At 44.6% G+C, this 13314-nt stretch carries 11 protein-coding genes; 8 read left to right on the plus strand and 3 right to left on the minus strand.

The window, feature by feature from the left end; all coding sequences use genetic code 11:
* The first annotated feature begins 209 nt into the window (after positions 1-209).
* The 8 genes from ACQY73_RS09750 to ACQY73_RS09785 all read left to right on the plus strand — a co-directional run bounded on the left by ACQY73_RS09750 (position 210) and on the right by ACQY73_RS09785 (position 9952).
* The gene (locus tag ACQY73_RS09750; RefSeq protein ID WP_428664852.1) at positions 210-2135 is read left to right on the plus strand and encodes a PfkB family carbohydrate kinase; all 1926 of its coding nucleotides are present in this window, start codon (positions 210-212) and stop codon (positions 2133-2135) included.
* Positions 2136-2249: 114 nt separating this feature from the next.
* Positions 2250-4640: a GH92 family glycosyl hydrolase gene (locus tag ACQY73_RS09755; RefSeq protein ID WP_428664855.1), complete on the plus strand. Its 2391-nt coding sequence runs from the start codon at positions 2250-2252 to the stop codon at positions 4638-4640.
* A 53-nt stretch (positions 4641-4693) separates the two neighbouring features.
* Entirely contained in the window at positions 4694-5755 is a 1062-nt protein-coding gene (locus tag ACQY73_RS09760) for a polysaccharide deacetylase family protein (RefSeq protein ID WP_428664858.1), read from the plus strand.
* A 112-nt stretch (positions 5756-5867) separates the two neighbouring features.
* The gene (locus tag ACQY73_RS09765) at positions 5868-7061 is read left to right on the plus strand and encodes a sialidase family protein (RefSeq protein WP_428664861.1); all 1194 of its coding nucleotides are present in this window, start codon (positions 5868-5870) and stop codon (positions 7059-7061) included.
* A gap of 216 nt (positions 7062-7277) precedes the next feature.
* Positions 7278-7841 carry a Crp/Fnr family transcriptional regulator gene (locus ACQY73_RS09770; protein ID WP_428664863.1) on the plus strand — a complete coding sequence of 188 codons (564 nt, stop codon included), beginning with the start codon at positions 7278-7280 and terminating at the stop codon, positions 7839-7841.
* A 131-nt stretch (positions 7842-7972) separates the two neighbouring features.
* A complete protein-coding gene (locus ACQY73_RS09775) occupies positions 7973-8767 on the plus strand; it encodes an SDR family NAD(P)-dependent oxidoreductase (RefSeq protein WP_428664866.1) in 795 nt (264 codons plus the stop codon).
* 120 nt (positions 8768-8887) lie between these two features.
* Complete coding sequence (locus tag ACQY73_RS09780; RefSeq protein WP_428664869.1) at positions 8888-9565, plus strand: type 1 glutamine amidotransferase domain-containing protein; 678 nt, start codon at positions 8888-8890, stop codon at positions 9563-9565.
* An 87-nt stretch (positions 9566-9652) separates the two neighbouring features.
* Positions 9653-9952 carry a putative quinol monooxygenase gene (locus tag ACQY73_RS09785; RefSeq protein WP_428664871.1) on the plus strand — a complete coding sequence of 100 codons (300 nt, stop codon included), beginning with the start codon at positions 9653-9655 and terminating at the stop codon, positions 9950-9952.
* Positions 9953-10076: 124 nt separating this feature from the next.
* Here the strand turns inward: ACQY73_RS09785 and ACQY73_RS09790 are convergent, their stop codons facing one another.
* The 3 genes from ACQY73_RS09790 to ACQY73_RS09800 all read right to left on the minus strand — a co-directional run bounded on the left by ACQY73_RS09790 (position 10077) and on the right by ACQY73_RS09800 (position 13303).
* On the minus strand, positions 10077-10877 hold the full coding sequence (locus tag ACQY73_RS09790; protein WP_428664874.1) for a hypothetical protein: 801 nt from the start codon (positions 10875-10877) through the stop codon (positions 10077-10079).
* Positions 10878-11095: 218 nt separating this feature from the next.
* On the minus strand, positions 11096-11581 hold the full coding sequence (locus tag ACQY73_RS09795) for a RidA family protein (protein ID WP_428664877.1): 486 nt from the start codon (positions 11579-11581) through the stop codon (positions 11096-11098).
* A gap of 177 nt (positions 11582-11758) precedes the next feature.
* Positions 11759-13303 carry a SusD/RagB family nutrient-binding outer membrane lipoprotein gene (locus tag ACQY73_RS09800; protein WP_428664879.1) on the minus strand — a complete coding sequence of 515 codons (1545 nt, stop codon included), beginning with the start codon at positions 13301-13303 and terminating at the stop codon, positions 11759-11761.
* Positions 13304-13314 lie beyond the last annotated feature (11 nt).

A 13314-nucleotide genomic window follows, 5' to 3' on the forward strand; every position in this document is an offset into this window, starting at 1 on the left:
TGAGCAACCCACTCGTGGTTTTGAGAATCGCAGCGGCGCACCGCCGGCACACACCTAGTGGCGCAGGTTTCTCAAAACCTGCCTCTCCTATAACTTTCAAAACCGATTTGTGGGCAAAGATGAATTTAATGAATGAAAGAATAGCCTTGAATAGTGCAATTGCAGTATTTACTTAAACGTTTTTTGGCAGCTATTCCAATTTCATTTTTATGAACACCCATCAAATCAAATCTATTCTTGAAAAAATAAAAACCGTCAAAGTAGCGGTATATGGCGACTTCTGTCTGGACGCATACTGGATCATGGACACACGCAAGTCGGAAGTATCCATTGAAACGGGTCTGCAGGCAGAGTCCGTCGAAAAACATTACTATTCTCCCGGTGGCGCGGCCAATGTGGTCGCCAATCTTTCGGCGCTCGAACCCGCCCAAATCAAAGTGATCGGCGTGGTGGGCAACGACATTCACGGCCGCGAATTGGCTGCTCAACTGCAAAACCTCGGTGCGGATACAAGTTCACTATTTATTCAAAAAGAACATTTTCAAACCTATGCTTATCTCAAAAGGTATATTGAAGGCGTAGAAGAGCCGCGCATAGATTTTGGGGTATATAACAAACGCTCGGTCGAAATTGACGAGCAAATCTTAGAAAGTCTAAAAGCTACTTTAGAAACATACGATGCCGTTATTTTCAATCAACAGGTTGTAGGAAGCATTACAAATGATTCTTTTATCGACAAAGCCAACGCACTTTTTGAACAATTCAGCGACAAGATCATTTTGGTTGACTCACGGCATTTCAATGACCGTTTTTCCAATGTTTTTCGTAAAGTAAACGATGTGGAAGCGGCACACTTAAATGGTGTTCAGGTAGAACCCCGCACCATGTTGCCCCGCGCTACTGTTTTAGAATATGGACAGGCCTTATTCAATAAATCACAAAAACCCGTTTTTGTTACCTGTGGCGCAAGGGGCATTACTGCCTTTGATTCAACGGGTTATCACGAACATTTGGGCTTACAACTCACCTCACAACTGGATACCGTTGGCGCGGGTGATACCGTCATCAGTGCCGTTACGTTGTGCATTGCTGCAGGAATAGAACCCGCCGAAGCTGCTCAGTTTGCCAATTTTGCCGCCGCCGTTACGGTACAAAAACTGTTTATTACCGGCACAGCCAACGGCGAAGAAATCTTAGCCATCAGCAAAGACCCCAACTATATTTACCAAGCCGATCTGGCCGAAAACCCACGTCAGGCAGTCTATTTGCCGGATTCCGAAACGGAACTGTGTGACCCGGCGGTATTAGACAAACTCGGACATATCAAATACGCCGTTTTTGACCACGACGGTACCATCAGCACGCTACGTCATGGTTGGGAAGAGATCATGGAGCCCGTCATGATGAAAGCGATCTTGGGGGATTCTTACGATACGGTTGATGCCGCAACTTTCAAAAAGGTTCAGCGAGAATCGCAGGACTTTATCCATAAAACCACCGGTATCCAGACGATCTATCAAATGGAAGGATTGGTCAATATGGTTCGTGAAGCAGGGTATGTACCCGAAGACCAAATTTTGGATAAGTTTCAGTACAAGCAAATTTACAATGATGCCCTGATGGAATTGGTCAACAAACGCATGGCCAAATTGCAGGCGAGAGAGTTGGAATGGGAGGATTATACGATGAAAGGCGCCGTCGCCTTTTTGCAGGAACTCAAAGAACGAGGCGTGGTGATGTACTTAGCAAGCGGCACCGATGTGGACGACGTTCGCAATGAAGCCACCGTACTCGGTTACGCTGATTTATTCGACGGCGGTATTTACGGAGCATTGCGCGAATACACCAAGTTCTCCAAAAAGATGATCATTGAGCGCATTATTCGCGACAACAACCTGAATGGCAATGAATTGGCCGTATTCGGTGACGGTCCCGACGAAATCCGGGAAGGGCGTCGTTTTGGCGGTATTTCCGTAGGAATCACGAGCAATGAAGTACAACGCCATGGCCATAATTTCGATAAACGCCCTCGCCTCGTCAAAGCCGGTGCGCAATTGATCATTCCCGACTTCTCGCAATATCGCAAGCTTGTCAGTTTGCTTTTTAAAGAAGAAGAAATTTCGGAAGCAGTGTAATTATATTTTTTCATATGCCATGTTCGACCCCATCCGGGATCGCCTATTTGTAGGATATTTTTTATTATCTACAAACATTTGCCCCCGGATGGGGTCACACAAGCCTCAAAAAGAATGTCTGACAAAAGATCGTTTTCCCTTTTTTCAACCTTAATTTCAACGGTTATTCCGTTTTTATTTCTTTCCTGTTCATCTCTCGAATCCGATAAAGAACCTGTTGATTACGTAGATCCGTTCATCGGCACTGATTTCTTTGGCCATACGTTCCCCGGTGCAACGCTCCCCTACGGCATGGTACAACTCAGCCCCGACCATGACGTCAACGGTTGGACGTATGCCGCAGGTTATGCCTACCCTGACAGTTCTATCATCGGTTTCAGTCATACCCATTTCAGCGGCGTCGGCATGACGACGGGTGGCGATATTTTGGTCATGCCCATTGTCGGCGATAAAATTCAAACCTCAGCAGGAAGTAAAGACAATCCCGATTCGGGGTATCGTTCTCGCTACGATAAAAAAGATGAATCTGCTTCGCCCGGCTATTATTCAGTACTGTTGAAAGACAGCCACATCAAAGCCGAACTTACTGCCACCAAGCGTGTGGGAATGCATCGCTACACGTTTCCTGAATCGCGTAAATCCACTATTTTGCTTGATATCGGCCATGAAATCGGCGGTAATGCCACAAGTGGTGAGTCACTGGTAAAAATGACCAATGATTCAACACTTGAGGGATACAAAGATGCCAACGGAACGATGGTCTATTTTGTGGCAAAATTCAGTCGACCGTTTGAATATTACGGCACATGGGACAATGATTACATCACGCCTGAATCTTCGGAAGGCTATTGGCCATATAAAAACGAAGAAAAGGGACTGAACGTGGGCTTTTTTGTCGGCTATAAAACCAAAAAAGACGATCAGGTTACGGTAAAAGTGGCCATTTCGCACGTCAGCGTGGAAGGAGCCAAAAAGAATTTACAGGCTGAAATTTCGCATTGGGATTTTGATAAAGTAAAAAACGACGCTCGCCAAACGTGGAATGAAGAACTTAAACGCGTAGCTGTCACAAGCAAAGACGAAGCCCAAAAACAGGTTTTTTACACGGCCTTTTACCGCAGTTTATTGGCCCAATACATCGGGCAGGACGTGGATGGTCAGTACATGGGAATGGATAAAAAAGTGCATACAGCCAAAGGGTATGACTTTTATCCGTCGTTTTCGTGTTGGGATACTTACCGCACACAACATCCTTTGTTGACGCTTGTTGCACCTGATCATGTCAACGATTTTGTTAAATCCATTGCCGCCAAAACCACTGAATTCGGGTGGCTGCCCGCACAACACTTTCGCAATACCTATAGGCCGAGCATGGTGGGTGACCACCTCATTCCGGTCATTGTGGACGCTTATTTTAAAGGCTACCGTGATTGGGACATCGAAGGATTATACGCCGCCATGCGCCGTAAAGCCTTAGAATCTCCGCCTGCAAACATACCGGCTTCCGCAGGTCGTGCAGGACTGGCGGATTATATTCGATTGGGATATGCTCCGTGCGACAGAACGACCGAATCGGTACCCAATACGATGGAGTTGGCCTACGATGACTGGTGCATTGCACGATTGGCAGAAGCGCTGGGCAAAAAAGAAGATGCCGCATTGTTTTATAAACGCGCTCAAAATTATAAAAACGTGTTTGACGCTTCCACCGCTTTTATGCGTCCGAAACGCGAGAACGGTACATGGTTGGAAGCCATCGGCACCAATCAACAAGCCATTGATTCGGTCGGAAGCCATCATTATTACCGCTACTTTGATCCCTTGTTGGTGGGCCGTCGCCCTAATCGGCATTACACCGAATCCAATGCCTGGCAATACCTCTGGTCGGTGCAACATGATCCGGCAGGTTTAATTCAGCTTCTTGGTGGGAATCAACCTTTTACAGAACGCCTTGATACTTTTTTTGCGATGGATGCTTCCATCAGCTTGCCAAAATATGTAGGTGTTGTTGGAACAATCGGTCAATATGTTCACGGGAATCAGCCATCGCATCACGTAGCCTACCTATACAATTACGCAGGCGCACCGTGGAAAACCCAGTATTGGGCACGCGAAATCATGGAACGTTTTTATCGTACCGGTCCGGGCGGCCTGTGCGGAAACGAAGACATGGGCTCATTGTCTTCTTGGTATTTGTTGAGTAGCATGGGCATTTATCCCGTTGCTCCCGGCAGTACACATTATGCCATTGGCAGTCCACTGTTCGATGAAATTGCATTCAATGTCGGTAAAGAAAAAACCTTTAAAATCATTGCTCAAAACACGTCTTCCAAAAATCGTTACATTCAGTCGGCTACGCTCAACGGTAAGTCTTTGGACAGAAGTTGGATAGACCACAACGAAATCATGGCAGGTGGAGAATTGGCATTTGTCATGGGGCCTGAGCCAAATAAATCATGGGCAACAGGCAAAGACGCCGCGCCGTATTCACAGTCGCAAAAGTAGCAGTCGCTCGCGGGACGCGAGCGACTGCCGTTCACACGAAATATATCCAAATCATGATAAGCAACATCCTAAAAACATTTACAATCACTTTGTTAGCCGCAACGACGTTCATCAGTCAGGCACAACAAACCTATGCCGAAAAACTCGGTTGGCCCAAAGGTGCCAAAGTCGTGATATTTCACGTGGACGACCCCGGTATGTCTTATTCGTCCAATCAGGGAACCATTAAGTCGGTGGAGCAGGGCGTGGCTACATCGTGCAGTATCATGTTTCCCTGTCCGTGGTCAGCGAGTTTTGTTAACTATATCCAAAAAAGTAATCCGAATCTGGACGCGGGCGTCCACTTGACGCTTACTTCGGAGTGGAAAGATTATCGTTGGGGGCCGTTGTCCGGTTATCAGAATGTGCCGAGTTTAGTAGACAAAGAAGGAAATATGTGGCACGAAGTAGCGCAAGTCGTTAAAAACGGCACGGCTGACGACGTTGAAAAAGAGATCAGAGCACAGGTTGAGCGGGCTTTACGAATGGGTCTGAAGCCCACTCACATGGACTCGCACATGGGAACACTTTTCGCGCATATCCCTTTTTTGGAACGCTATATCAAAGTAGGTGTTGAGTACGGCATTCCGGTAATGTTTCCCGGAGGAAATAATAAACTGCTTATTGAGTGCCAGAATTATCCCATCATGAAGAAAATGAAAGCCGAAGGGAAATGGCAGGAAGGGATGAAATTGCCGGAACCCGAAATGAATAAAATGACGGGCGCGGTCGGGCAAAAAATCTGGCAGTCGGGCTTGCCTGTGTTGGATGATCTGCACACCATCAGCGGCGATTGGAAACCCGAAAAACCCAATCCAACCCCCGAAGAGTGGGGCAACTACAAAGCCCAAAAATTCATCGAAACCCTCAATGCCATGCAGCCCGGATTAGCAATGTTCATTGTCCACAGCAGTGACGTGACTGACGCCTTCAAACACATCAGCGGCTCAGGCGGCTCGCGCTACGCTGACATGCTTTCCATGATGAGTCCGGAGTTAAAAGCTTATATTCAATCACAGGGAATCATTCTCACAACGTGGCGCGAAGTAATGGAACGACGCAAGAAAGTGAAATGACTTTGTCACCCCGGAGGGGTCTAAAAGCTTACGAATTAACAATTTGCAGAAAAGCAATTATATCACCATGCAAAGGCTTGTAGATGCCTCCGGCATGACAAATAAAAATTTAATGAAACTCCGTTATCCTTTCTTTTTTCTCTTCCTCTTAACCGATTTCTGCCCTCAAAACACCTTTGCCCAAACCTCCCCTATTATTCACTCTACACTGATTTTTCCCAACCAGGAAAAACACGTTCACGGCAGCAGTTTGGTCAATTTACCCAATGGAGATTTTTTGGCAACCTGGTTTTACGGAAGCGGTGAACGCACCTCCGACGATGTCAAGATCATGGGAGCACGTCTGAAAAAAGGCGAAACCGCTTGGAGTGAACCTTTCGAGATGGCCGACACACCTAATATCCCTGATTGTAATCCTGTTTTATTTCTGAATCAACAGGGCAAACTCTTTTTGGTGTGGATCGCCGTACAGGCCAACCAATGGGAACAGTCTATTTTACGTTTTAAAACTTCGACCGATTACGCCAAAAGCGGCCCACCTGTTTGGAATTGGCAAGACAATATTTTGCTGAAACCCGATGATAATTTTGCCAAAGAAGTAGCGTCCAAATTCAAAACTCTTCCTGAAACTCACTTAGGTTGGGCCGGTTATGCACATAAATATGATGACCTTATCATTGAAGCTGCCAAAGATGCACCCAAACGCAGCATCGGCTGGATGACGCGCATCAAGCCGATGTTAATGGAAAACGGTCGCATCGTCTTGCCGCTCTATTCCGACGGTTATAATTTTTCACTTATGGCTATTTCCGATGATTTTGGCACAACATGGAAACCAAGTCTGCCACTCGTAGGCCGCGGGCCGATTCAACCTGCATTGGCAAAACGTAAAAATGGAAATTTGGTCGCGTATCTGCGCGATAGCGGTGACGGCCCCACGCGCGTACACGTCAGTGAATCTTCCGACAAAGGAGAAAGTTGGACTGCCACTACTAAGATTGACATTCCCAATACGGCAAGTGTTGAATTATTGACCTTAAAGGACGGTAAATGGGCATTTCTGGGCAATGACATTGACGACGGTCGCTATCGAATGAGTCTCTATCTCTCTGACGATGAAGGCAAAACGTGGAAGTGGAAAACGCGTCTCGAAGATCACGACCCCAAACAGGGAGGCTATTCGTATCCTTGCCTGATCCAAACCGCTGACGGTCTACTGCACATCACTTATTCCGCTCACGCAGCAAAAAATAATAAATCCATTAAATACGTAGTGGTTGACCCGAAAAAAATGACGAATCCCTGAGGCGGTTTTGCGGGTGATAACACCCGCAAAGGCAGAATGTTGGCAGAAAGCACCAACATCCTCACCTAAACTTAATTTGCAGTCGATAACAGACGCAAAGCCGGAAGTTCAACAAACTTTTCTATTGCATTCAGCATATAGAAAAGTTTTTGTTTTAAATAACTTGACAGTTATTTAAAATTCGCTCATTTTACCCTGATATTCATTTCTACTGCAATGGAAAGATTAAGAAAACACATTGAGCAAGTTACCGCCATCAGCGACGAGGAGTTTGAATACATTAAGTCATTTTTCTCGTTGAAAAGAGTGCGTAAAAATCAATACCTTATCAATGAAGGGGATGAAGTTAAATACGAATTCTTTGTTTTGTCAGGCATTTACAAGGTCTTTTTTGTGGATGAACAAGGCAAGGAATTCATCCTTCAATTTGCTCAGGAAAACTGGTGGATGTCAGACTATTGCGCGTTTTTTAAACAAAAAAATGCAACCATGTATGTAGAATGTATGGAAGATGGGGAAGTGCTGTTCTGTAGCCTGCAGGCCAGAGAAAAACTTTCTGCCGAGCTGCATAAAATAGAGCATTTCTTTAGAATTAAACTCACCAATGGGTATGTAGCCTTACAGGAAAGAATTAAATTGCTTCTCTCAAGTACGCCGCAACAACGCTACGAAGCTTTTTCCAAATTATACCCGGATTTGATTCAACGAGTACCCAAAAAATTCATTGCCGAATACCTCGGTGTCAGCCGGGAAACCCTCAGCAGGCTCTATTCCAAATAATCACAGAATTTTCTTCGACCTGTGCCGGTGTGATTTGGCTCACACTTTTTTAGTGATTTCGCTCCTTAGAGCCCGGGCTATGTGTGTGTTAGTTTTGCCATTGAAATCAAAACACAACAACACTTATAGTCATGGACTTACAACTTGCTCAGAAAAAAGTACTTATCTCCGGTTCTACCGCAGGAATCGGATACGCGATTGCCAAGGGATTTGCTAAAGAAGGAGCGATTGTTTACGTAAACGGTCGTACGCAAACCGGCGTTGATAATGCCGTTTCTAAAATTTTCTCGGAAGTTCCTCACGCTACGGTAGAAGGTATCGCCGCCGACCTCGCCACAGAAGAGGGGTTCAAAATTCTCACTCAACAATTGCCTTCGGTTGATATTTTAGTCAATAATCTTGGGCTTTTTGAACCGGTTGATTTTTTTGAATCAAAAGATGAAGATTGGTTGAAACTTTTCAACATCAATGTCATGAGTGGTGTTCGACTGACTCGCTTCTATATGCCTCAAATGTTGCAAAATAATTGGGGTAGGGTCGTCTTTATTTCCAGCGAATCAGGCATCCAGATTCCTACCGAAATGATTCATTACGGACTCTCTAAAACCGCTCAACTATCTCTTACGAACGGTTTGGCACAACTCACCAAAGGTACTCAGGTAACGGTTAATGCCGTACTCCCCGGCCCTACCTTTTCCGAAGGAGCCGAACGCTTCTTTGGTGAGCTGGCCACCCAAAGAAACACTTCAATTAAAGAAGTGGAACATCAATATTTTACCGAAACTCGGCCATTGAGTTTGCTCCAACGTTTTATCACGCCCGATGAAGTGGCGGCTACTGTACTTTTTATAGCGAGCGAGTGGGCGGCTGCTACCAACGGCGCAGCCATAAAAGCAGACGGCGGCATCTTAAAAGGCATTCACTGAAATGTGTGATTTGGATCACACGATAATAGTGATTCAGGTCCTCTCCCATCTCGTTATCCGAGTATACCTTTGTTACACAATAATTCTCCATAACAATCTTACATTTAACCACTTACAAAAATGAAAAAGCAAATCTTAATCATCGTTTCCAATGCCAATGCCATTGGTCCTAACCATAGAAGAACAGGTACTTTTTTACCGGAAGTAGCTCACCCTTATGCTGAATTTGATAACGCCGGCTACCAAATCGACTTTGCAAGTCTATCGGGCGATACACCTTATTTAGACGCACTGAATTTAGCCGATGACCCCGACAATTTGAAGTTTTTGACCGGTAAAGGATGGGCCGAAATGCAAAAAGCGAAAAAGCTCGAAAACGTAGATGTCAGTGCATATGATGCCGTATTTGTTCCGGGCGGGCTTGCTCCAATGGTAGATATGCCGGAAAATCCCCTGCTCAAAAAAGTAATTGCCGAAACCTACGAACGCGGTGCTGTAGTTGGAGCCGTGTGTCATGGCCCTGTATCGCTGTTGAACGTAAAATTGAGCAACGGCTCTTACTTGGTAAACGGCAAACATATTGCCTCATTTACCACAGCCGAAGAAGATCATTACGCTCGCCCGGATGTGTCTTTTGACTTACAAACCGCACTTTCCAACCAAGGAGCTATCTTTCATGCCGCAGCACCGTGGTCAGCCAACAGTATAGCCGATGGCACTATTGTCACCGGACAAAACCCGGCTTCGGCAAAAGGAGTGGGTGAAAAGATGATTAACATTCTGGAAGCAAAAGCTTAATACTTCCACTCACCTTGTTCTTCAACTAATGTTTGAAGGGCAAGGTGCTTTACATTATCTAAAAAACAATTTAAAACGACTACTCCGATGGCACAGCAAGCAGTTTATACATTTGCCAAATGGCAGGTAAAAGAAGGTCAGTTGGAATCTGTTCAAAATCTTTTTTCGGAAGTGATCGAAAAAAGTACCGGCGAAGAGGGCAATTTATTTTACAAAATTCACCAAAGCCTTTCTGACCCCAATACGTTTTTGTTGTATGAGGGATACAAGGACGAAGCTTCTTTGGAAACTCACAGAAACTCTGATCATTTTAAGCAAATTGTCGTAGGACAAATAGTTCCGCTATTACAACACAGAGAAGTCGTGATAACGCATGAGTTTTTGTAAGAGAATTACATTTTTTCAGCCTCCAAGTCGACTTGGAGGCTGAAAAAATGTTTTAAATAGGCTTAACTATTTTGCGTTCGCAGCCTTCTAAAGAGTAAAAACGAACAACAAGTTAGCAATTTGGTTATTTTCCGGCAGAAAGTTTTTGCTTAATATCCATGACAAAATCAACAGTAACTCCTGCGATTTTAGCGATTTTATCAAGAGCCATATCAGTTTCTTTCAATAGATTTTCAACGATTTTTCTTTTTGCTTTGACTACAAAGTAATCATTTTCTTCGTTTAAATATTTTGCGATGCTCTCCATGATTTCGTCGATTTGTAAGTCTAATTTACGCAGTTCTGCTAAGATACGCAACTGATTTATATATTTCTTTAACGTCAAATCTGTGCCGGTGGTTTCTTCAAGTCGGTCAACTATATTTCCAATTGCTGTTTCAGGTTTGTCCGGCCCAAAATTACTCAGCACTGCAAAAACGATTTCTTCGGGCTTTCCTGACTTTAAAAAAAGGTGATAATCAATAGCTTTAATAGAGCGCAGATGATACCTAAAACGCAAATCTTCCATCAACAACTCTGTTTCCATTTGCGGACCTGTTTTACCAAGAAATATCACGAACTGGCGAATAGGCAATTTGTATTTATGAGCAAGCATAATGCAATATTCCGCCATTCTATAAACCATCTCCGGTTCATCAGCTACCTGAAACTCAATTTGTAACACAAATGTATTACCCAAATTATCTGTTACTTTTTTAAGTACATCGGGTTTCCGTTCTTTGGTATGTTGTATATCGTCGGGCAATTCTTCCAAAGAAACAGCCGTAATCCCAAGCACATTCTGCATAAGACTTGGGATTACGGCCTCTATATTTTCTTTAAAAATCTTGTCGTATTGATTGGCTTGTTTTCGATTTTGCTTCATGCGCAAAACTACAAAGAATCAGAATTTCTGAAAATCAAAAATAAAAGAAGGCTATTAGACGATACGATTAGCGCCTACCGTATTACAAACACTCTTACTCTCCTGCCTTCATAGGCACCTTTCGAAATACTGCAAATAACTTGGGCATGGTTTGTTGTAAGCTATTGATTTTAATGCCTTTGCAGAAAAAAAAACACCTGCAAAGACCTTGAAATTCATTAAAATTCGTGCAATTCAAACATCGCTTCAATTTCAACGGGGATATTGTCGGGTAAGGTTCCCATTCCTACTGCGCTTCTGACGCCGATGCCGTTTTCGACACCCCACACTTGGGCAAACAACTCGCTACACCCATTGATGACGTACGGATGACGCAAAAAATCGGAAGTACAGTTCACCATTCCCAAGACTTTCATCACTCTTTTTACTCTATCCAACGACCCCACATGGGTTTTGATGGTTGAAAGCATGGTTAATCCAACCTGACGGGCCGCCAGTTTTCCCTGCTCAATGTCCAAATCTTCACCTACTCGGCCAATGATCAAGCTTTTATCATCCTGAACAGGCCCATGACCGGACAAAAACAGGTATTTACCGTCTATTAAAAAAGGTTTGTAAACACCGAGAGGCGCCGGGGCCGGCGGTAATGCTAACCGGAGCAAAGCAAATGCCTCTTCCGGGCTAATGGTTTCAATGATCGTCATTGTTGATTACTTATTTTTATTCTTGTTTTGATGAAAAAGCAGCGCAAAATTTTACCACAAAGTTCTCAAAGATCCACCTTCACGTTGGAGGTGCTTTAACTTCGAGTACTTTGTGGTAAAGAAATAAAGAGTAGGGTAAAGGTATTTTACAACTTGAGAGAAACAGATAGGAAATTATTACTTATCCCACCAAACACGCGTCAACAGATCATCAACACCTTGTCGTTGGACAGCTTCCGTGTATGAACTTCTATTTAACGTTTGTTCTAAAACCGGATACAGGAATCGACGAAAAATCTTACCTCCTGTGGCATTTCCGGGATATACATTTGGTACTAAGTTAGGGTAGCCCGTGCGACGATAATTGTTATAAACTTCCTGAGCATCAGGAAAAATACCGGTCCAAAACTGATAATAGATCTGCTCGGTTTGCTCGGCTACCGTGCCACTCGCCTTTAACGCATGCGATGCTATGTAGCTATCAATACGGCTTTTGTCAATCACGTTAGTGGTGCCACTGATCAGATCCCATTGCTGCATCGCGGCACGGATTCCTGTTTCGTACAAGACAGAAGCCGGTTCGGTTTTATACCAACCTTTTATAGCTGCTTCGGCCAATAAGAAATTAGACTCGGCCGCCGTAAACAACAACAGCGGCGCGTCTACCTTCAAAACGGTCGTTTGTTTAGGTTCTGAATAGGTCACAAAATCAGCAGGTTTCGTTCCGTTGATGGTCGCCGGCATTCCTTTTTGAATACTTTCAGTCGAATTGGCCACTCCGTTGACGTACACCACCGCCAAGACACCGAGACGAGGGTCGTTATTGGTTTTCAATGAATTGATAAATACATCCTGGTATTTACCGCCTTCGGTGTTGTTGACACCATCGGCGCGGAGGTAATTATCATTCAACAGCTGCCAGGCAATGGGGTTCTTGTTGATATTTTGCCCTGATGCCAGGTAGTTCATTTTCGCAATGTCTGCATAGTCACGGATCACGCCGCCTGCGACGGCTTTGGTTACCCAAGTTTGGGCAGCCGTCGCATCGACTTTGGACAGGCGCATTCCCAAACGCAACATAAGCGAATACGCGAATTTTTTCCATTTGGTCACATTACCCTGATAGATCAGATCCGAACCGCCAAAGGTAGTGGCGTTAGCCGCATCCAAAGAGGTAGCCGCTGTTTCCAATTCTTTGAGCATATCCGCATAGATCGCACTCTGAGTATCGTATTTAGGTTGGAAAACAGACAGGTTGTATCCTTGCGCTGCATCTGAGTAGGGAATATCACCGTACAGATCCGTCAGGCGACTGAAGCAATACACCCGCCAAATACGCGCGGTAGCGTAGAGGTTTACTTTGGAAGGGTCATCTTTTACCGCTTTGATTACTTCCATTACCTCATTGATCTGATTGGGGTACGAATTGGTAAAAACACCACCCGTCGCATTGACCTGTGAGGCAGTATATTTAGAACCGAAACCCTCTACGTCGTTGTAGCTTGTGGTGTATTGCATCAAACCAAACAAAAGGCTGCCTTTGTTACCGCTATTGGCGGCTCCGTCGTATAACGCTTTGCTGAAAATATAGGGCGTTGTAGGAACAGACACCGCATTGGGGTTGGTATTGATTTCGACGAAATCTTTATCGCAGGAGGCAAGCAACGTCATGCCGCACAGAGCGAAAACGGGGAGTTTATATCTTGAAAATAAGTGTTTCATAGTCTTGTACT

The sequence above is a fragment of the Runella sp. genome, from assembly GCF_965279615.1.
Classification (GTDB): Bacteria; Bacteroidota; Bacteroidia; order Cytophagales; family Spirosomataceae; genus Runella.